The sequence below is a fragment of the Lederbergia lenta NBRC 16444 genome (genome assembly GCF_001591545.1).
GTDB classification, from domain to species: domain Bacteria; phylum Bacillota; class Bacilli; order Bacillales; family Bacillaceae_C; genus Lederbergia; species Lederbergia lenta.
The window spans coordinates 67,524-89,487 of sequence record NZ_BCVC01000002.1; the positions used below are offsets into that span (position 1 = coordinate 67,524).

Genomic DNA, 21,964 nt, shown 5'->3' on the forward strand with positions numbered 1-21,964 from the left:
TAGTATCACTTTAATCTATCAATTTGATGATATGGTAAAATTGACATGTACGTACGTCAATATTATGATGTCTATATTATATAGAAGAGGAGAAGGGGTAAATGAATGTAATCCAGAAACCATTTGGGTCTATGAAAGATGAAGAAGTAAATGAGTTCACACTTATGAATGATAATGGTATAGAGTTGACTTGTATTAATTACGGTTGCGCCATTACGAAGATAATAACTTCTGACCAAGATGGCAGTAAAGAAAATATAGTCCTAGGCTATGATTCTCTTGAGGAATATGTAAATGGCTCATCATTTTTTGGCAGTGTTGTTGGCAGGGTTGCCGGGCGAATTGGTAATGCCGAGTTCGAGTTAAACGGGAAGAACTATACAGTCGCAAAAAATGAAAACGGTAACCATCTTCATGGTGGAGTAAAGGGCTTTGATAAGGTTATTTGGAATGCTGCGATATTGGAAAGTGAAGAATTGGCTCAGGTACAATTTACCTATTTAAGTCCAGATGGGGAAGAAGGTTATCCTGGTAATTTGGAAATGAAGGTGACATATACACTGAATAATAACAATGAATTCACTATTCTTTATGAAGGAATTTCAGATGAGAAAACCATCTTAAATGTTAGCAATCACTCTTATTTTAACTTGAGCGGGGATTTAAAACGTGATATTCAGGACCATAAATTAATCTTAAAAAGTGATAGATTCCTTGATTTACAAGAAGACCTGCTACCAACTGGCAAATTTGTCGATGTAGATAATACAACATTTGATTTTCGCGAAGGAAGAAATATTAGAGCTGGAGTAGAATCTAATGATGTTCAAAATCGATTAGCCGGCGGCGGTTATGATCATCCATTTGTATTGAATGACAATCATAATCAGGAAATTATACTCGAAGACCCCGAAAGTGGACGGACGTTGACAATCGAAACAGATGAAGTTGGTGTCATTGTTTATACAGCTAGCCAACTCCCTGAAGAAGGAGAAGTGTATGGAGTGCCTTCACGGAAATATCTTGGGATTTGCTTAGAGACACAAGGGCTACCTGATGCTGTGCATCATGCTGAATTTCCATCTTGGGTACTCGAAAAAGATACACGGTTTTCATCTGTAACGAAATATCAATTTGGTGTGAAAGAGAAATAGAATATACGTCAAAAAATCAGCACATTATATCAGATATATCCCTTAGGGGTGTCTGCAATAATGTGCTCATTTAAGTTTATAGGTAAAATAATTTAAATACGATATCTTGATCATGGTTTCCGAATTTCTTTCCGAAAATCGATGCTCCTCCAACATGCTTTGCATCCTCTTTTACTTCGATCCGAAAGGTCCACCTATCACAAGATGTATCTAGATCTTCAACTAAAACCGGAGACAGCGGATCACCATCAATATATGTGCCGTGGCTTGTAATTCTAATGGTCTTTAACAAACCATATTGATTGATATTGTGTGGCCACCAATCAGGTGTGAATTTTCCTCTCGTATCAGCAAAGTCACCTGGGCTCGTCCAAGTGCCTAATTCTAATCCGTTTAAGGAAAAAGTTATATCTGAAGGCCAAACATCATTTGAAAACGGAAATTCTGAAGAGAGTTCTAGGCTGATTTCAAACTGTTGCAATTTCTCATCTGCTTTTAAAAAGTTAGGGATATTATACTGGATGAAACCTTGGGTGAACCATAATATTTCAGCATCTACTCTTTTTGGATCCATAAAGTATATTGGTTCGTCTACTCTGCCGATAAATTCTTTCTCCGATGCAATTCCACAAGTTGGCTTTAAGTCAAAGTCAGTATAATGACCAATTGGAACAGAGGTTTCGTAGGATGCAAATGAATGGAAGATCTTTTTCGGGAAGTTAATCTCAATATGATCTACTTTTAAGATGGAAATTCTTTGTCTCCCCGATTTACCAGGGATTTTTTCTGTTTTAATTATCCCAGCGTCTTCTAATTTCTTAATATGCTTTGTCACGATTGGACTGCTTATATTAAGTTCTTCAGCTAATTCCTTAATATTCATTTTATTTTTGGAGAGTAACTGAATTATTTTAATTCGAACCTCACTAGCTAAAGCTTGATACACAACAAGTGAGGATTCGTCTATTTCAAGTTGCATGCTATACCTTCTCCCAAAATTATTTTGTGAAGCGAAAGAGATTAACCTATATATATAATACGTTAAAAAGTGATTAATTCATACGTATAATAACATAAAGGTTAATTGCTTGTAAATAACACTTAATTCAGAACTATATAGTTAACCAAAATGTTAACATGGTGTGTATAAATTATTATATAATTCACTAAATAGTTATTGACAGCGTTTTCTGTCGAATGTATACTAAACCCAAGTTAATTATTCGCGAAGATTGTCGTGAATAATTATTCGAATAATTATTAGAAAAAATAGAAAGTGGGGGAAAGGTATGAAAAAAAAGTTCGTTTTTTCAGTGATGCTTGTTTTTTTAGTTACAGTGATATTGTCTGGATGTAGTGGTGATGACAAAAATACGATTACATTCTGGACACCACTAACTGGTGATGATGGTGCGTACATGGACCAATTAGTTAAAGATTATAATGAAACAGATCCGGAGATTAAGGTGAAGCATGTTATTACTTCCGATATGTATACGAAAATGTCGACAGTATTAAACTCTGGAAAAGGTATACCAGATTTATCGATTATTCATGCTGATCGAGTACCATCATACGCTAAGCAAGATGTGTTAGAACCGATGACCACTATAATGGAATCTGGATCTGAGCTAAAAGAAGAAAATTATCTACCGCAAGCATGGTCTTCTGGAAATATAGATGGCACACAATATACAATCCCACTAGATATCCATAGTAATGCCATGTACTACAATAAAGATTTACTAAAGAAATATAATGTAGAGCACTTCTTGGATGATGATGTTGTTACTTTTGAAGAAATGTTGTCTTTACAAGGGAAATTAGATGAAGGCGATTACGTTGTCAATGATGCTTTGTTAAGCTGGGTTATCTTTGCCCAAATTCAAAACCTTGGTGGTGACATCCAAGAGGATGGAAAGCCTGCAGTTGATACGGATGTAATGAAACAGTCGATTGAAGCGGTGAAAGAAATAGCTGATTTAGGTTTAATGACGCCATATGGTGAAGACGGTTACTTAATCTTCCAATCGGGTAATGTGCTGTTTTCAACAGATGGTACTTGGAGTTCTACCGCACATGCTGAAGTGGAAGGATTGAATTTTGGTGTAACAAATATTTATGCTTTCGAACCTGAAAAATTTACTAACAGGGCTTCTTCACACTTATTCGCTATGTTAAAGAGTGAAAAAAGAACAGAAGAAAAAGAAAATGGGATTGCAGATTTTCTAGAATTTATTCGTAAAAATTCAATTGAATGGGCAGAAGCTGGACAAATCGTGGCAAGTAAAGAGGTCAATGAAAGTCCGGAGTATGAAAAGTATATGCAATCTTTCTTTACTTCAAATGAGAAAGAAATTGAATCCCTTTACATTTATACATATGAATATTATCCATATGTTGCTGAAGCGTTAGATACGTATGTTGCCGATATGGTTCATGGGGAAGTGGATATCGATGAAGGATTAAAAACAATGCAGACCTTTGTAGAAGATAAAATTGCTGAAGGTGACAAAGGAGAAGCTAAGGCAGAATAGATAGCAAAAAGTAATGTGCCGTCACATGGCACATTACTTTTACAAAAGGAGAATTACTATGAATAAGAAATTAAATGCGACACCTCTTTTCTTTGTTGGTCCCCATGTGATTTTGTTTGCTGTCTTTATTTTTCTTCCAACGATCTATGGAATTTATGCTTCATTTACTCAATGGAATTTAATTAATGATCCGGTTTGGGTAGGGCTTGATAACTATAAAACTATTCTTTCGAATAGTGAGTCCACTTTCCACTTCCAATTCAGGAATGGTTTAAAAAATACGTTGATTTTTGTTGTTCTCAGTGTTCCTTTATTAATTGTTATCCCGTTAATGGTGGCTGTAGCACTAGAACATAAAAAAGTGAAATTGAAAACTTTCATTCAATCAATTATTTATATACCTGGATTAATATCAATTTCTGCAGCTGCACTAATCTGGTCTTTAATTTTTAATAAACAACTAGGGATTACTGGAAATGTATTTGGATCAGATACTGTGTGGGCGGCAAATCAGCCCTATGCTTGGCTTATCATTATTGTAATCACTGTTTGGGGTGGAGTTGGAGGGAACATGATTATTTATCGTGCTTCCATAAACGGTGTATCGCAGGATTTGTATGAATCAGCAGAAATTGATGGAGCCGGGCCGATTCGGAAATTCTTTAGTATTACCTTACCATCTATTCGTTTTCCGTTAATTTATACATTTGTCATGACCACTGCTGGTGCGTTTAATGTATTCGGTCAACCGTTAATGATGACCGATGGTGGTCCGAAACAAAGTACAACCGTATTGATGATGTATATTCGCCAACTAGCATTCAGTCACGGGGAGTCAATTGCTGGAATGGCATCAGCCATGGCAGTATTACTAGGATTGGTCATTTTAGTCATCTCTGCACTGCAATATTACGTGATGAACCGAAATGCTTCCTAAAATGAACGATGTATATTTGCTAATAATGGAAACGGAAAAGGTGTGAGAAAATGTTGAAAAAAATAAGTATATCAAAATACTCAGCATATACATTCTTAATTGTTCTTTGTGCTATATGGGCGATTCCTATCATATTTGGAATTACCACATCCTTTCGATCCCAAACAGAAGTTGTCTCTGTCGGATTTAGGTTATTACCTGTTAACTGGATTGTTGATAATTATGTTAATATTCTGGCGAACACTTCTACAGCGCCTATCTTGCGTTGGCTAATGAACTCTCTATTTATTTCAACCATGCATACACTATTAGTGGTGGTTGTCATTTCTATCACCGCTTATGGTTATTCCCGGATGAAATTTAAAGGGAGAGATACATTGTTTTTTACATTGTTAGGTATTTCATTTTTTCCAGGAGTAGTTAACCTAATTCCTTCCTATAAGATCATTGATGCTTTAGGTTGGGTGAACACTGCTTGGGCCATGATTATTCCTGGGTTAGCGGGAATGGGGAATATATTCTTAGTGAGACAGTTCATGAAAGGGATACCAATGGAGTTGGACGAGTCTGCACGGGTAGATGGCGCTGGTGATTTTAGAATCTATTATTCTGTCATGTTACCGCTAATAAAACCAGTATTAATTGTTTGTGGTTTATTCTCATTTACTGGGTCGTGGAATGATTTCCTTTGGCCAGTTATCGTTTATACGGATGTAGATAAAATGCCAGTAACAGCAGGGCTGCTTTTATTACAAGATATCTATGGTAACTACCGTATGATTGGTCAATTAATGGGCTCAGCGATATTAGCGATAATTCCAACATTATTATTGTTTTTATTCGCCCAAAAATATTTTGTACAGTCCATTAATTTGAACTCGGGTATTAAAGGTTAGGAAATTTCTTATGTATGAATAAAGTGAGGAATGAACATGAAAAGAGGGTTAGAAAGAAAGTTACTAATAGTTGGTTCCATATGGAATATGTTTACAGCTCTTATAACCATTGTAGGATATTCCACTTGGTTTAAGAAGACTGGGATCGAAGGGATACAAGATAATACCGTAGATTCTGTGGTAGCGGGAATGACACTAGTTGATAACGTAACAAAAGTGATATTGACCTTTGGATTATTTATCTTTGTTGGTGCGATCGTGAACTTTTTGATTGCAAGAAATATAAAAGATGATGAAATTCAATATAAAACATTAATTTGGATTGCTTGCTGGGCGTTACTTCAATTGGTAGTCATGGATATAGTTGGCTTCGTATTGTTTTTGATCGTATTTGTTATTTACACGGCAAAAAATAAAGCAATTAAGTTATCACAAGTTCATCCTGAAAGTATTTAATAAAGTGATAGTGATAAAACTGACATAAATTAATAATAAAAAATATAAGTATATAGGGGTTGTCATCATGACTGAATTTAACGTAAAAAATCCACTTATTGAACAAAGAGCGGATCCTTGGATCTATAAACACACAGATGGTTATTACTATTTCACAGGTTCTGTTCCGGAATATGACAGAATTGAACTAAGGCGTTCCGTTTCAATACAAGGATTAGCAAATGCTGAGTCGAAAGCGATTTGGTACAAACATGAAACAGGTTTAATGAGTGCGAATATATGGGCACCGGAGATTCATTATATAGATGGAAAGTGGTATGTGTACTACGCTGCTGCACGTACATCTGAAACAAAAGATGGGCTCTTTGATCATCGTATGTTTGTATTAGAAAATTCATCTCCAAATCCGTTGGAAGGTGAATGGGTGGAAAAAGGCCAAGTGAAAACAAAATGGGAATCGTTCTCCTTAGATGCGACATCCTTCGAGCACAAGGGAGTTAGATACTATGTATGGTCACAAAAGGACCCTGAAATAATAGGGAATTCTAATATCTATATCTCTGAAATGGAAAATCCGTGGACACTTAAAGGAGAGCAGGTGTGTATTACTACCCCTGAATATGACTGGGAGAAGATTGGTTATTTAGTCAATGAAGGTGCTGCAATAATGAAACGAAATGGTCGAATTTTCATGACATTCTCAGCAAGTGCAACAGATTCAAACTATTGTATGGGATTATTAACAGCAGACGAAAACAGCAATTTATTAGACGCAAAATCGTGGGTGAAAACACCGGAGCCTGTTTTTACTACTTCTGAAGAAAACGGTCAGTTTGGTCCAGGACATAACAGTTTTACTGTATCCGAAGACGGCGCACAGGATATTCTAGTTTATCACGCAAGAAGTTACAAAGAAATTGAAGGAAATCCATTATATGATCCGAATCGTCATGCACGCGTACAAGTTATTCAGTGGAATGAAGATGGTACACCAAACTTTGGGATCCCTAGACCGGATACAAAGTAATAATTGAAATGAACCATTGTCTCACTAAATAAAGTTATCATCTTTTGATCATCTGTAATAAATTTTTCTTAATTTGTATATTTTGATTGAAAAAAGCTTTTTAAATGATAATATGGAGGAAAGTGTTATACGTACAAGTTAGGTATTACTTATCATTACTTGGACGAACGTGTTGTAAATGATGAAATGAAAGGATGAATTATTTTGGTCAAATATACAATCGGCGTTGACTACGGAAGTCTATCAGGACGAGCAGTACTTGTAGAAGTAGATTCAGGGAAAGAAGTTGCTACTGCCGTGAAAGAATATACGCATGGGGTCATGGATGAATTTCTGCCCGATGGAACGACTAAGCTTGAGGATGACTGGGCATTACAGCATCCCAATGATTATTTAGAAGTTTTAGAGATTACTATACCAAAAGTATTACGAGAATCTGGTGTATCTGCTAATGATGTTATTGGTCTTGGTATTGACTTTACAGCTTGTACGGTCTTGCCAATTAAAAAGGATGGCACTCCCCTCTGTATGACAGATGAGTGGAGTGGCCATCCGCATAGTTATGTAAAACTATGGAAGCACCATGCTGCACAGGATGAAGCAAATCGATTGAATGAAATTGCCGAAAAACGAGGGGAAGAGTTTCTAAAACGCTATGGTAGAAAGATTTCATCGGAATGGATGATACCAAAAGTGTGGCAAATTTTAAATGAAGCTCCGGAAATTTACGAAGCGGCTGATCAAGTAGTCGAAGCAACAGACTGGGTAATTTCCCAACTAACAGGAAGCATTAGTAGAAATAGTTGTACAGCAGGTTATAAAGCCATTTGGCATAAGCAAGAAGGATATCCTTCAAATGAGTTTTTTAAAGCACTTGATCCACGATTAGAAAATGTGGTGGAAGAGAAGCTTTCAAATGACATTTTCGCTATTGGTTCTAAAGCGGGTGAACTAACGGAAAAGGCGGCTGAATTAATTGGCCTAAATCAAGGAACAGCTATTGCTGTTGCCAACGTGGATGCACATGTATCGATTCCAGCAGTGGGGATTACTGAACCAGGAAAATTACTGATGATTATGGGAACGTCTACATGTCATATTTTACTTGGAGAAGAAGAAAAAATTGTTCCAGGTATGTGTGGGGTTGTAGAAGATGGTGTGCTTCCAGGATATATGGGCTATGAGGCAGGTCAGTCATGTGTAGGAGATCATTTCGAGTGGTTTATCGAAAACTGTGTCCCTGCTAGTTATTATGAAGAAGCAAAAGAAAAAGACTTGAACATCCATGTCTTACTAACAGAAAAGGCAAGTAAACTTCAGGTTGGTGAAAGCGGTCTCCTAGCTTTGGATTGGTGGAATGGAAATAGATCGACACTTGTGGATGCAGATTTAACTGGGGTTTTAATAGGATCGACGTTATTGACGAAGCCGGAAGAAATATATCGAGCATTAATTGAAGCAACAGCTTATGGAACGAGAATTATCGTAGAGGCATTCCAAGATAATGGTGTCCCTGTCGATGAAGTCTATGCATGCGGTGGAATTGCTGAGAAAAACGCATTGATGATGCAAATTTACGCAGATGTGTTAGACATGGAAATTAAGATTTCAGCATCTTCGCAAACGCCGGCATTGGGGTCTGCTATGTTTGGGGCAGTTGCTGCTGGCAGTGACCGTGGCGGTTTTGACAATATTACAGAAGCAGCAAAAGTAATGGGTGGAGTGAAAGAGGAAACATATAAACCAATAGCGCAGAATGCCAAAGTTTACGAACAGCTTTATGCAGAATATGAGGAGCTATATGATTACTTTGGGCGTGGCGAAAATGATGTGATGAAAACATTGAAGAATATTAAAAGAACAGCCTCTAATTTGAAATAGGAGGAATGACAATGCTTGAAACATTAAAAAAGGAAGTATTGGAAGCAAATTTACAACTTCCTGAACATGGACTTGTAACTTTTACTTGGGGAAATGTGAGTGGGATTGACCGTGAACAAGGACTTGTTGTCATTAAGCCAAGTGGTGTGGCTTATGAGGATTTAAAACTGGAAGATCTAGTTGTTGTTGATCTAGAAGGGAATATTGTGGAAGGAGAATTGCGTCCTTCATCTGATACAGCGACACATCTTGCACTTTATAAAGCATTCGGTGAGATAGGGGGAGTTGTTCATACCCATTCTCCTTGGGCGACAAGTTGGGCGCAGGCTTCAAGACCTATTCCAGCACTTGGAACAACACATGCTGACTATTATTATGGAGAAATTCCAGTCACGCGCCCACTAACACAAAAAGAAATAGAAGAGGCTTATGAATTAGAAACAGGAAATGTCATTATTGAGACCTTCCGAAATCTTGACCTAGATCCGAAGGCAATGCCTGGTGTACTTGTTTCTGGACATGCTCCATTTTGTTGGGGGAAAAATGCGTATGAGGCTGTACATAATGCGGTAGTTTTGGACGAAGTGGCCAAAATGGCATTTCATACGTTTCAACTAAATCCTCAAGTACAAGCAATGGACCAATTTCTTTTAGATAAGCATTATCTACGTAAACATGGACCGAAGGCTTATTACGGACAAAATTAATTCAGATAAGCATTATTCATACTATAAACCTAGGGGGAATTCCTTTGTTAAAAACGAAATCTTATGAATTTTGGTTTGTAACAGGTAGCCAAATGTTATATGGGGAAGATGTACTACAACAAGTGGAAGAGCATTCAAAAAAAATCGCTACAGGAATTGACAATGATCCATCAGCAACTTACAAAGTGGTTTTTAAATCAGTTGTAAAAGAGTCTGATGCCATTCGCAGATTGTTTCTTGAAGCAAATGCAGATGAAAACTGTGCAGGTATTATTACTTGGATGCACACATTTTCACCTGCGAAAATGTGGATTTCAGGTTTGAATGCATTAACCAAACCACTATTACATTTACATACACAATTTAATCGTGACATTCCATGGGATAGTATCGATATGGATTTTATGAACTTAAATCAATCTGCTCACGGTGATCGTGAATTTGGGTTTATCGGTAGTAGAATGAATGTCACAAGAAAAGTAGTTGTTGGTCATTGGGAGAACGCTGAAGTAGTTGAACGAATTGGTGCTTGGATGCGGACTGCTGTTGCCTTTAGTGAAAGTCAGAATTTGAAAGTCGCTCGATTTGGAGATAATATGCGCCAGGTCGCTGTAACAGAAGGCGATAAAGTGGAAGCACAAATTCAACTAGGTTGGACAGTAAATGGATATGGAATTGGCGATCTTGTTCAGCGCATGAATGATGTATCAGATCAAGAAATCGATCAGTTAATGGATGAATATAAAGAGAAATACGACATTGTCAGTAAGGGAGACTCCGATATAGAGTCCATTCGCTATCAAGCAAAAATTGAAATTGGGATGAAATCCTTTTTAGAAGAAGGCGGTTATACTGCTTTTACAACAACCTTTGAAGACTTGCACGGTATGCGCCAACTGCCAGGGCTGGCTGTTCAACGACTGATGGAACAAGGTTATGGATTTGCTGGTGAAGGGGATTGGAAAACGGCTGCTCTCGTTCGCTTAATGAAAATTATTGCCGATGGTAAAGATACTTCGTTTATGGAAGATTATACGTACCATTTTGAACCTGGAAATGAGCTTGTGCTCGGATCACATATGCTAGAAGTATGTCCGACAATAGCAGCGACAAAACCAACGATTGAAGTTCATCCTTTAGGAATTGGTGGCAAGGAAGATCCAGCTAGAATCGTATTCAATGGTGCAAGTGGTGCTGCATTAAATGCATCTATTATTGACATTGGTCATCGTTTCCGCTTGGTAATTAATGAAGTGGATGCAGTGGAGGTAGAAAAAGATATGCCAAATCTTCCGGTTGCACGAGTACTATGGAAATCGCAACCATCCCTTGCTCAGGCAGCGGAAAATTGGATTATGGCTGGTGGTGCACACCATTCATGTTTCTCATACAAAGTTACACCAGAACAGCTAAAAGATTTTGCAGAGCTTGTTGGTATTGAATCTGTATTAATTAACAACGAAACAAATACACATGCGTTTCAAAATGAATTGCGTTGGAATGACGTAATTTATCGTTGATTTGCGTTTCAGGCGGACGCTTTCCGGGGGGGGCTGCGGTGAGCTTCCTCGTCGCTGCGCTCCTACGGAATCCCACCTGTCACGCTAATCACCCAGGAGTCGCCGCCTTACGCTCCAATCAACGGAGCCTGCTAAAAGTTCTAGCACCATTCTTTAAAAATAGAAAGATTTCAAGTGCCCTCAAGGTACGAGGGAGAAGGCTCACAGGTCGCCTAAGTGCGCAAAGTGAATCTGACTGCGAGTTAATAACTATATATACGAAAACGGCCAATAATTTTTAATAATTTGAATGATAGGGTTGTCATGAAAAACGAGCCTACATATTATTTTTCAAAAGGGAGATTAGGATGAAGAAAAATACGGTTGTAATCAATGCAGATATCGGAAAAGGTGTTATTAATAAAAATATTTATGGGCACTTTGCTGAGCATTTAGGACGAGGAATTTATGAAGGGATTTGGGTTGGCGAAGATTCACCTATTCCAAATACAAATGGTATTCGTAATGATGTGCTAGAGGCTTTGAAGAATTTAAAAATTCCTGTTTTACGCTGGCCAGGGGGTTGTTTCGCCGATGAATATCATTGGAAAGACGGAATCGGTCCTCGTGAAGACCGTAAAAGAATGGTTAATACACATTGGGGCGGTGTCGTTGAAAACAACCATTTTGGTACACATGAATTTATGATGCTTTGTGAGATGCTTGATACAGAGCCGTATATTTGTGGAAACGTTGGAAGCGGAACAGTTCAAGAAATGTCCGAATGGGTTGAATATATGACATTTGATGGTGAATCACCAATGGCGAACTGGAGGAAAGAAAACGGTCGAGATAAGCCTTGGGATTTAAAATACTTTGGTGTTGGTAATGAAAACTGGGGTTGCGGAGGAAATATGCGTCCCGAGTATTATGCAGATCTTTATCGTCAATATCAAACCTATGTGCGGAATTATGGGGATAATCGTATCTATAAAATCGCCGGCGGAGCGAATGTGGATGACTATAATTGGACGGAAGTACTAATGAAAAATGCTTCTTGGTTGATGGATGGTCTTAGTCTCCATTATTACACGATTCCAGGAGATTTCTGGGAAGGGAAAGGCTCAGCTACAGATTTCCCGGAAAGCGAATGGTTTATTACGTTGCAAAGAGCGCTTCATATGGACACATTAATTACGAAACATAGCACGATTATGGACAAGTATGATCCTGAGAAAAGAATCGGCATGATTATTGATGAGTGGGGTACTTGGTTTGATCCAGAGCCAGGCACAAATCCAGGATTCCTATATCAACAAAACACAATCCGTGATGCACTTGTAGCGGGTATTCATTTTAATATTTTCCATGAGCATGCTGATCGTGTACAAATGACGAATATTGCGCAAACAGTCAATGTTTTGCAAGCAATGATTTTGACCGAAGGCGAGAAAATGCTATTAACACCAACCTACCATGTATTTGAAATGTTTAAGGTACATCATGATGCTACATTATTATCGGTTGATGGAAATTTTGATACGTATGAATTTGATGGTCAGTCATTGCCGCAAACAAGTGTCTCTGCTTCTAAAGACGAAAACGATGTAGTGCATATTAGTCTATGTAATCTTGATCATCAAAATGGCGCTAATATTGATGTAGATCTTCGTGGAATAGACTTAGAGGCAGCTGAAATTACTGGGAAACTTTTAACCGCTAATGAAATGAATGCCCATAATACATTTGAACAACCAGAAAATGTAAAACCAGTTACTTTCAATGATGTGAAGGCAAAAGGTCATTCACTATCCGTTGCTCTACCACCAATGTCTGTCGTTGTTCTAGCTGTTAAATAAGGTGCATCCCTATGAAAAACCTTTGCAAAGGATGTTCGGAAAGCGTCATTATTTCTAATGATGTAGTGGATGAGATCATTCTAGGAGCAGTAGAGTTAGGAAAAACGATTGTATCAAATTCTATTTATGAGGAGCGGCTTCGTATATGTGATAGCTGCCCCTCCTTACAATACGGTACTACTTGTAAACATAATGGCGTGTTTGTTCGTTATCATGCAAAGCTAGCTGCAAGGAGTTGTCCATATCCGCATGATCCAAAATGGAGAGAACATGTGTGAATAGAAAAAGTGGCATACCAGTAGAGGAGATGAGTGAAAATGAGTAGTAAAAAAGCGAAGATGATCGTAGAAAAGGACTTTAAAGTGTCAGATATAGATAATCGAATTTACGGGTCATTTGTAGAACATCTTGGCCGTGCAGTATATGGTGGAATTTATGAACCAGGACATCCCGATGCAGATGAGAATGGTTTCCGTAAAGATGTGATTGAGCTTGTGAAAGAGCTGAATGTACCACTGGTTCGCTACCCAGGGGGAAATTTTGTCTCTGGTTATAACTGGGAGGATGGAGTGGGTCCAAAAGCGGATCGCCCACGTCGACTTGAACTTGCATGGAGAACGATTGAAACAAACGAACTTGGTACGAATGAGTTTATGGATTGGGCGAAGCTTGCCAATGCGGAAGTAAATATGGCTGTAAACCTTGGAACGCGCGGAGTGGATGCAGCCCGTAACCTAGTAGAATATTGCAATCACCCATCTGGTACGTATTACAGTGATTTACGCGTTTCTCACGGTTACAAAGATCCACATAAAATCAAAACTTGGTGTTTTGGCAATGAGATGGATGGCCCGTGGCAAATTGGTCAAAAAACAGCTGTCGAGTATGGAAGAATTGCCAATGAAGCAGCAAAAGTAATGAAACTTGTTGATCCGACAATCGAACTAGTAGCCTGTGGAAGTTCAAGTCGGACGATGCCAACATTTGCAGATTGGGAAGCAACAGTACTCGATCATACATATGAGAATGTTGAATTTATCTCCCTGCATCAATACTATGGAAATCGTGATAATGATATAGCGAATTATTTGGCACGATCGCTTGAAATGGATGATTTCATTAAATCTGTCACTTCTATTGCGGATTACATCAAGTCAAAAAAGCGAAGCAAAAAGACCATTAACCTAGCATTTGACGAATGGAATGTTTGGTATCATTCCAATGATGCTGATAGTAAAATGGAGCCATGGAGTATTGCGCCCCCTCAGCTTGAAGACATTTATAATTTTGAAGATGCATTGCTTGTTGGCTCTATGCTCATTACATTATTAAAAAATGCGGACCGAGTGAAAATTGCTTGCCTTGCACAGCTCGTGAACGTCATAGCACCTATCATGACTGAAAACAATGGTCCAGCGTGGAAACAAACAATCTTCTATCCATTTATGCATGCTTCCACATTTGGAAGAGGAGCTGTATTGAATCCAATCGTTTCTACGCCTAAATATGATAGTAAGGATTATACTGATGTTCCAGTGCTTGATACGACGGCTGTTTATAATGAAGAAAAAGAAGAACTAACGATTTTCGCTGTTAACCGTGATCTGGAAGACAGCTTACTACTAGAATGTGATATTCGTAATTTCGAAGATTATAAGGTTGTGGAACATATCGTATTGGAAAATGATGATTTGAAAAAGGTTAATTCTGCTAAAAATCAAGCTGTAGCTCCTCATAGTGGAGGGAATGCAGAAATTGATAACGGTCTTATCTCAGCAACATTGCCAAAATTATCATGGAATGTGATTCGATTGAAGAAGTAATAATGTCAGGTGGGAAATTTAAACCACCTGACGCTTATTAGTGACTGAAAATTCAGATAAAAACACTCACCTGTAGATCTATTGAAAAATAGAAGCACCTCAGATTGATAAATAGAGAGGTGGAAAAACAAATGAAAAAAAATCATTTTTATAGAATGATCATCTGTTTTATGGCAATGGTTTTCATTATACCTAGTTCTGTGTTTGCGAACACAAAGGAAGTGAGTAAGCCAGTGTTCAAGGAAGTATCAGTTCATGATCCCTCTATTATAAAGAAGGATGACATGTATTATGTGTTCGGTTCACATATTGATGCTGCTAAGTCAACGGATTTAATGAATTGGACGACTTTTACAAATGGCTATACTACGCCTAATAATGTGATATATGGGGACTTGTCAAAAAATCTAGCTGGTTCGTTTGCTTGGGCTGGTGAAAATGACTCTGATAGTAAAGGTGGATATTCTGTATGGGCCCCAGAAGCATTCTGGAATGAAAACTATCTGAATGAGGATGGAACAAAAGGTGCTTATATGATGTATTATAGTGCATCCTCTACATATATTCGTTCAGCAATTGGTTATGCCGTTTCGAAAAATATAGAAGGGCCTTATACATATGTAGATACAATTATCTATTCTGGTTTTACTAAAGATGAAGCATATGATAAAGATAGCAAGGTTAATAAGAAATGGACAAATACAAATATCAAAGATTTAGTAGATAACGATATCCTAGGTGGCGAAAGTTCCAGCTGGTTTAATAAGGATGGTTCCTATGCGAACGGTAATTTCCCAAATGCAATTGATGCAAATTTGTTTTATGACGAGAATGGGAAGCTATGGATGACATATGGATCTTGGTCCGGAGGAATTTTTATCCTTGAAATCGATAAAGTGACAGGAAAAGCTATTTATCCTAGGGAAGATGGGACTACAACTGATGGTAGACTGATTGATCGATATTTCGGCACAAAAATATCTGGTGGCTTTGGAAAGTCAGGGGAAGGTCCTTATGTTGTTTATGATAAAAATACTGGCTATTACTATTTGTATGTAACTTATGGTTGGTTAGCTTCAGATGGCGAATATAATATGCGACTGTTTAGGTCTAAAAATCCTACTGGTCCTTATGTAGACGCAATGGACCAAAACGCTGTTTTACCTGGAAATGTAGATCATGCTCCTTATGGAAATAAGCTGATCGGGCACTTCTTATTTGAAAGAAAAGTAGGTGATCCAGGTACAGGTGTTGGCTATGGTTATGTATCTGCAGGACATAATTCCGTTTATCTTGACCCACAAACTGGTCAACAGCTCTTAGTTTTCCATACACGTTTCCCGCAAAGAGGTGAAGCTCATGAACTTCGTATTCATCAAATGTTTATGAATGAAGATGGTTGGCCAGTAGTAGCGCCATATCGCTATTCAGGTGAAACACTTGATAAAGTAAATAAAGCGGATTTAGTTGGGGCATACCAATTTGTTAATCATGGAAAAGATAATTCGAATGTGATAAAAAAAGCCAATACCATTCTGTTAAATGAAGAAGGAACTGTCTCTGGGCTGGATAATGCGAAATGGGAATTGAAAGGTGATTATCATGCGACTTTGACCATAGGAGACGATATATATAAAGGTATGTTTCTACGTCAGTGGAACTCGATTACTGAAAGCTATAGTATGACATTTACCGCCTTATCAAATAAGGGGGAGTCAATCTGGGGAATTAAAACCTTAGATCGTACAGATGAGGAGCTTGTAGAGATCATCAAAGATGAGTTAAGTCTAGGCGATACAACCGGGGTGATGGCTAATTTATCTCTACCAACTACAAGTATTGGTGATGCGAAAATTTCTTGGAAGTCCTCACATCCTGATATTGTTTCCGAACAAGGTGTTGTCAATCGACCGGGTTCCGATAAAAGGGATGCACATATTACCCTCACTGCTACGATCTCAAAAGGCGCTATTTCAACTACAAAAGCCTTTGATGTAGTTGTCCTAGCTATGAAAGAGGGGAAATTAGTTGCCTATTATCCATTTGATGATAATTTAGAAGACCGTACGAAAAGCGGTGCTTCTGGAACAATTACTGGTGATAAAGTGGACAATATGGGAGGCACAATTACTTATTCAGATGGGAAAAAGGGGAAAGCTGCCCTCTTTGATGGTCAATCTGGTGTTTTATTACCAAAAAGTTTAATTTCAAGCGATAAATATACCGTTTCTTTATGGCTAAATCCTGAAGAACTAACTGAATTTACAACCACCTTTTTTGGAGCAACCGCTACAAATCATTGGATCAGTTTTTTACCAACAGGTCCCGTAGATGGAGAAACGATGTTATGGTCGGGGGAAAATTGGTATGATGCCCCTGTAAGTATGACGATGAATAAGAATGAGTGGACACATATGGCTTTCAATGTGGATAAAGGCAAGGTTGATGTATATATCAATGGTGTTGAAAAGTTTTCTGGTACAGACTTTCCTAATGTATTTACTTCGAATGATGCCATATTTGCATTAGGAGTAAACTATTGGGATACCCCTTATAAAGGCCTAATGGATGAGTTACTTATTTATGATAATATGACTTTGTCGGAAAAAGAAATAAAGAATTATTATGAAGCGGGAGAATTTCCCGGTTTAGAGAAAACAGAAGACGAAAAGAAAGAAATAGATAAGAAAAAATTAGAAGCGTTAATAAATGAAGCGAAAAAAATTAAAAATGATAATAATAAATATACGGTTGAATCCTATCAAACTTTAGAGGCGGCAATTGTAACCGCAGAATCTGAACTAGATGTAATAGACTCAGAGGAATCTCTTGCACGTGCGATTGCCTCATTACAAGCAGCGATGGATGGGTTAAAAGAGGTGGAGTCTAAACCGAAAGAAGATAATAAAGATCAAGAAAAAAAGAAAGATGAACTTCAAGAAACGACAAAAGATAAAGGGAAAGAGGTGAGCAAACCTCATAACAAAGAGGGGAAGCTTCCTAACACAGCAACATCCTTATACAATATGTTATTCATTGGTATCGCATTGATCATGTTAGGGGGAGTCTCTTTCTTTGTAGTAAAAATACGCAGTCAAAAAAAGCAATGAGTTGCGGTAATTAGAGTAATTGATTGTAGGAAATATTAGTTAGCCGAGAAAAAACGAATAGATTGCTAGATTAATTATTATAATAAAGGGGCTAATTTAATGGGAAATGTAAAATTACTTGACGGTGTTTTTAAGCGATCTCAAGAAAAAGGAAAGGAATATTTATTGTATTTAGATGTTGATAGGCTTATTGCACCATGTTATGAGGCAATCGGGCTCGAAGCAAAGAAACCTCGTTATGGTGGATGGGAGGCAACGCAAATTGCGGGACATTCCATTGGGCATTGGCTCTCCGCAGCCTCTGCTATGTATATAGCGACCAAAGACGAAGATTTACTTGCTAAGCTAAAGTATGCCGTGAATGAACTTGCCTATTTACAAAGTTTGGATCCAGAAGACTATGTTAGTGGCTTCGCTAAAGACTGCTTTGACAGGGTTTTCACTGGCGAATTTGAAGTGGAGAGATTCAGCCTTGGTGGAAGCTGGGTACCTTGGTATAGTATTCACAAAATTTATGCTGGGCTTATTGATGTGTATTCCTTAGTGGGAAATAAAACGGCTCTCGAAGTTGTTATAAAGCTTGCTGACTGGGCTAAACAAGGAACAGATCATTTGGATAATGCACAATTTGAAAAAATGCTTATTTGCGAATATGGTGGCATGAATGAGGTAATGGTCGACCTCTATAATATAACTGGAAATAAAGATTATTTGGAACTGGCCATTCGATTTTGTCATCATGAAGTGCTTGACCCATTATCAAAAGGGCTTGATGAACTTGAAGGTATGCACGCTAATACTCAAATACCAAAGGTGATTGGTGCGGCTAAGCTTTATGAAGCAACAGGCGATGAAAAATTTAAAAAAATGGCTCTGTTCTTTTGGGATCAGGTAACGAAATATCGATCATATATAATGGGTGGAAATAGTAATTATGAACATTTTGGTCCACATAATCAAGAAAAACTAGGTGTTCAAACCGCTGAGACATGTAATACGTATAATATGCTTATTCTTACTGAAATATTGTACAGTTGGGAGCAAAAGGCCGAGTATATGGATTACTATGAAAAGGCGCTTTACAATCATATTCTCGCTTCTCAAGATCCTGATTCCGGCATGAAAATGTATTTTCTCTCTACCCAACCTGGACATTTTAAAGTATATAACTCACCAGATGATTCGTTTTGGTGCTGTACAGGAACAGGAATGGAGAATCCTGCACGCTATAACCGAAACATATATTATCGCAAAAATGAAAAGGTATACGTGAATTTATTTATTGCTTCCGAGTGGACTAGTGATGATAAGAAAATCAAACTAAGTCAGGTAACTGATTTTCCTCATTCAGAGAAGGTAGTAATAAGATTGGAAAAAGCCGAATCACCATTTTTAAACATGCATATTCGCGTCCCTTATTGGGTTTCAGGTCCTATTACTATAATGATTAATGGCGATAAAGTGGATGTTATTGCTAATGATGGATATATAATGATCGAAAGAAATTGGAGTACTGGCGATATAATGGAGATTAATTTACCTATGTCCCTTCATACTTATGAAGCGAAAGATAATCCTAATAAGGTTGGGATCCTGTATGGACCGATCGTATTGGCTGGAGCACTTGGTACAAAAGACTTTCCAGAAAGTGATATTTTAGGAGATCATTTAAAATTAAATAATCATACGCTTATTGATGTTCCTAATTTGATTGCAGATAGGGACAATATTGAGGCATGGATAACTCGCGTTGACAATGGATCACTGGAGTTCGAAACGGATCATGTGGGACAGCCCGGAAATAGTAAATTGACACTTATCCCTTTTTATGAACTTCACCATCAGAGATACACTATTTATTGGAATATGATGGATGAGGAGACTTATAAGACGTTTGTAGATGATGAGAAGGAGCAAATGGAAAAGTTAAGAAAGATAACAGTTGATTTTGTTCAACCTGGTGAACAGCAACCCGAGGTAGAGCATGGAGTTAAATCGAAAAACTCACAAACTGGATATTTAAATATTGCCGAAAGAATGTGGCGAGACAGCCTGAATGATGGATTTTTCGGGTATGAAATGGCAGTGATTCAAGATCAACAAATGTATTTACAGGTCACATATTTTGATGGTGACAAATTCATTTTTGCTGATGGAAAATGGTATGAACAAGACTTTACGATAGTAGCGGATGGTATCAAAATCGCTGAACAAAGAATGGAAGGCAAACGAAGCGATCGTCTTTTTAATATTTGTTACGAAATCCCATTTGACTTGACCAAAGACAAAGAAAAAATTGAAGTGACATTCGTAACAACGGAAGGAAAAGCAAGTGGTGGGATTTTTGGAGTGAGGATTGTAAATGAGAAATCATAAACAATAAAGGTATTCTCTAGGGTTGTAAGATGAATGAAAAACGGCTAGAAAAGAAAGGCATTACAAAGGATGGATTATAATCATCAAATTAGTTAGAATGCGATTTAGTAAAATAGATTGATCATTTTTAAGGGCATCTTTACATGCTCTTTTTTTTGTTTTGGAAACAAAAAAAGCTATCTTATTCCTTATTAAACAAGGTTCGACACTAATTGTGAAATCCTTAAAAAAGGAAGTCATTTTTATACACCTAATATAGTTTTTAGTCTACCGACAAAGAATTAATAGGATGATAGTATAAATGCTATAAAGATAAACATTTGCAACTAGAGTAGAGAGGTTGAGGGTTAAAGAAGGAAGAGTAAACATTAATAGGGGAGGAATGAAAGGTGGCCAAGAGATTAAACCTCATATTGTTAACAGTCATGGTAGTTTCCCTTGTATTGCTAGGTTGTACATCAAAGGAGACGGCGACAAAGTCTAGTAAAGATGGCCCTGTAACATTAAAGTTTATGGGGTGGGAAGCAAGCCCGCTGGAAACGGAAAGTGTTAAAAATGGGATTAAGAAATTTGAAGAAACACACCCTAATATTAAAGTGGAATACACACCTGTACCTGGTGATCAATATGCGTCGAAACTGTTAACAATGATGGCTGGTGATGCTCCTCCAGATGTCTTCTTTTTAGGGTCAGTTGATTATCGTGCATTCCAAGAGCGTGGTGTACTTCTAGACCTATCAACCTATTTTGAAAATGATTTAAGTATAGACGACTTTATCCCATCTTCAGCGGATATTATGCAGATTGATGGAAATATTTATGGTGTAAGTAGCTGTACAGTATCTCCAGTGCTTTATTATAATAAAGAAATTTTTGATAAAGCGGGTGTTCCTTATCCACCGAGTAATCCGGATGAAGCATGGACATGGGATAAGTTTGCTAGTGTAGCTCAAGATCTAACAGTTAAAGAAGGGAAAAAGATAACTCAATTTGGTACTTATGGATTTGAAACATTAGCGAATACTGTTGCCGCAATTACGGAAAATGATGGATCCATCTTTAATGATGAGTATTCAGCGGTCAATATGAACTCGCAGCAAACAAAAGATGTATTAGAAGCCATACTAGCATTGAAAAAAGATGGAGTAAGTCCCGAAGCAAAATTATTAGAGGAATCAGGAATGAGTGCTTCGCAAATGTTGCAAACAGGAAAAATAGCGATGCTCATTGATGGATCATGGTCCTTACAGCAATTAAGCCAAATGGATTTTCCAGTTGGAGTAGCGGCACTACCAAAGTTTACTCAGGCCGTAACAAATGGACAAGCACATGTTCATGCAGCATCAGTTAATACTGAGTATCCAGATGAAGCGTGGGAGTTTATAAGTTTTCTATCCTCTGAGGATTATCAGATTGACTTAATTAATGAAGGATTATGGATGCCGAACAGGGCGTCTCTATATACCGAGGAAGGTATTGATAAGTGGTTTAATGAAAAGGTTCATCCTGCTGGATTTAAGGAATTAGTACCATATTTTCAAGCTGCAAATGTTGATCCATTTGCTAAGATTGGGAAAAATCAAGTAGATGACATCATGATAGAAGAATTAGATAAGTTTTGGTATGATAACCAGCCGGTTGAAGATGTTCTCGCTAATATTGATAGAAGAGTAAATGAAGAACTAACGAAAGACTAATTATT

General features: G+C 37.6%; 16 protein-coding genes and 1 pseudogene. 16 read left to right on the forward strand and 1 reads right to left on the reverse strand.

Features of this window, described 5'->3' with window-relative positions; all coding sequences use genetic code 11:
- The first annotated feature begins 101 nt into the window (after positions 1-101).
- Positions 102-1,154, forward strand: a complete 1,053-nt coding sequence (locus tag BLE01S_RS10405; RefSeq protein WP_066141247.1) for an aldose epimerase family protein — start codon at positions 102-104, stop codon at positions 1,152-1,154.
- 76 nt (positions 1,155-1,230) lie between these two features.
- On the opposite strand, the gene BLE01S_RS10410 is transcribed toward BLE01S_RS10405, so the two are convergent.
- A complete protein-coding gene (locus BLE01S_RS10410) occupies positions 1,231-2,133 on the reverse strand; it encodes an ArsR/SmtB family transcription factor (protein WP_066141250.1) in 903 nt (300 codons plus the stop codon).
- Between the two features lie 310 nt (positions 2,134-2,443).
- Here BLE01S_RS10410 and BLE01S_RS10415 point away from each other — a divergent pair, with 310 nt between their 5' ends.
- From BLE01S_RS10415 to BLE01S_RS10485, 15 genes and pseudogenes are all read left to right on the forward strand, one after another.
- Complete coding sequence (locus tag BLE01S_RS10415) at positions 2,444-3,691, forward strand: extracellular solute-binding protein (protein ID WP_066141253.1); 1,248 nt, start codon at positions 2,444-2,446, stop codon at positions 3,689-3,691.
- 58 nt (positions 3,692-3,749) lie between these two features.
- Positions 3,750-4,628: a carbohydrate ABC transporter permease gene (locus BLE01S_RS10420; protein WP_066141256.1), complete on the forward strand. Its 879-nt coding sequence runs from the start codon at positions 3,750-3,752 to the stop codon at positions 4,626-4,628.
- 50 nt (positions 4,629-4,678) lie between these two features.
- Positions 4,679-5,524 (forward strand): carbohydrate ABC transporter permease, encoded by an 846-nt coding sequence (locus BLE01S_RS10425; RefSeq protein ID WP_066141259.1) that lies wholly within the window; start codon positions 4,679-4,681, stop codon positions 5,522-5,524.
- 36 nt (positions 5,525-5,560) lie between these two features.
- On the forward strand, positions 5,561-5,980 hold the full coding sequence (locus BLE01S_RS10430) for a hypothetical protein (RefSeq protein WP_066141262.1): 420 nt from the start codon (positions 5,561-5,563) through the stop codon (positions 5,978-5,980).
- 67 nt (positions 5,981-6,047) lie between these two features.
- Positions 6,048-7,007 (forward strand): glycoside hydrolase family 43 protein, encoded by a 960-nt coding sequence (locus tag BLE01S_RS10435; RefSeq protein WP_066141265.1) that lies wholly within the window; start codon positions 6,048-6,050, stop codon positions 7,005-7,007.
- Positions 7,008-7,208: 201 nt separating this feature from the next.
- Positions 7,209-8,888, forward strand: coding sequence for a ribulokinase (araB, locus tag BLE01S_RS10440; protein ID WP_411825139.1), 1,680 nt, complete (start codon positions 7,209-7,211; stop codon positions 8,886-8,888).
- 11 nt (positions 8,889-8,899) lie between these two features.
- Positions 8,900-9,595 (forward strand): L-ribulose-5-phosphate 4-epimerase, encoded by a 696-nt coding sequence (araD, locus tag BLE01S_RS10445; protein WP_066141272.1) that lies wholly within the window; start codon positions 8,900-8,902, stop codon positions 9,593-9,595.
- Positions 9,596-9,687: 92 nt separating this feature from the next.
- Positions 9,688-11,115, forward strand: coding sequence for an L-arabinose isomerase (araA, locus tag BLE01S_RS10450; protein WP_420812700.1), 1,428 nt, complete (start codon positions 9,688-9,690; stop codon positions 11,113-11,115).
- Between the two features lie 347 nt (positions 11,116-11,462).
- Positions 11,463-12,953: an alpha-N-arabinofuranosidase gene (locus BLE01S_RS10455; protein ID WP_066141282.1), complete on the forward strand. Its 1,491-nt coding sequence runs from the start codon at positions 11,463-11,465 to the stop codon at positions 12,951-12,953.
- An 11-nt stretch (positions 12,954-12,964) separates the two neighbouring features.
- On the forward strand, positions 12,965-13,231 hold the full coding sequence (locus BLE01S_RS10460) for a DUF6171 family protein (RefSeq protein ID WP_066141285.1): 267 nt from the start codon (positions 12,965-12,967) through the stop codon (positions 13,229-13,231).
- A gap of 39 nt (positions 13,232-13,270) precedes the next feature.
- Complete coding sequence (arfA, locus tag BLE01S_RS10465) at positions 13,271-14,776, forward strand: arabinosylfuranosidase ArfA (protein WP_066141288.1); 1,506 nt, start codon at positions 13,271-13,273, stop codon at positions 14,774-14,776.
- 170 nt (positions 14,777-14,946) lie between these two features.
- Positions 14,947-17,385 (forward strand): annotated as a pseudogene (locus BLE01S_RS10470) (lipocalin-like domain-containing protein); the annotation flags it as partial.
- 252 nt (positions 17,386-17,637) lie between these two features.
- On the forward strand, positions 17,638-17,886 hold the full coding sequence (locus BLE01S_RS21290) for an LPxTATN C-terminal sorting signal domain (protein ID WP_274379915.1): 249 nt from the start codon (positions 17,638-17,640) through the stop codon (positions 17,884-17,886).
- Between the two features lie 99 nt (positions 17,887-17,985).
- On the forward strand, positions 17,986-20,262 hold the full coding sequence (locus tag BLE01S_RS10475) for a glycoside hydrolase family 127 protein (RefSeq protein ID WP_066141291.1): 2,277 nt from the start codon (positions 17,986-17,988) through the stop codon (positions 20,260-20,262).
- Positions 20,263-20,651: 389 nt separating this feature from the next.
- Positions 20,652-21,959 (forward strand): ABC transporter substrate-binding protein, encoded by a 1,308-nt coding sequence (locus BLE01S_RS10485; RefSeq protein WP_231955850.1) that lies wholly within the window; start codon positions 20,652-20,654, stop codon positions 21,957-21,959.
- The last annotated feature ends 5 nt before the right edge of the window (positions 21,960-21,964 follow it).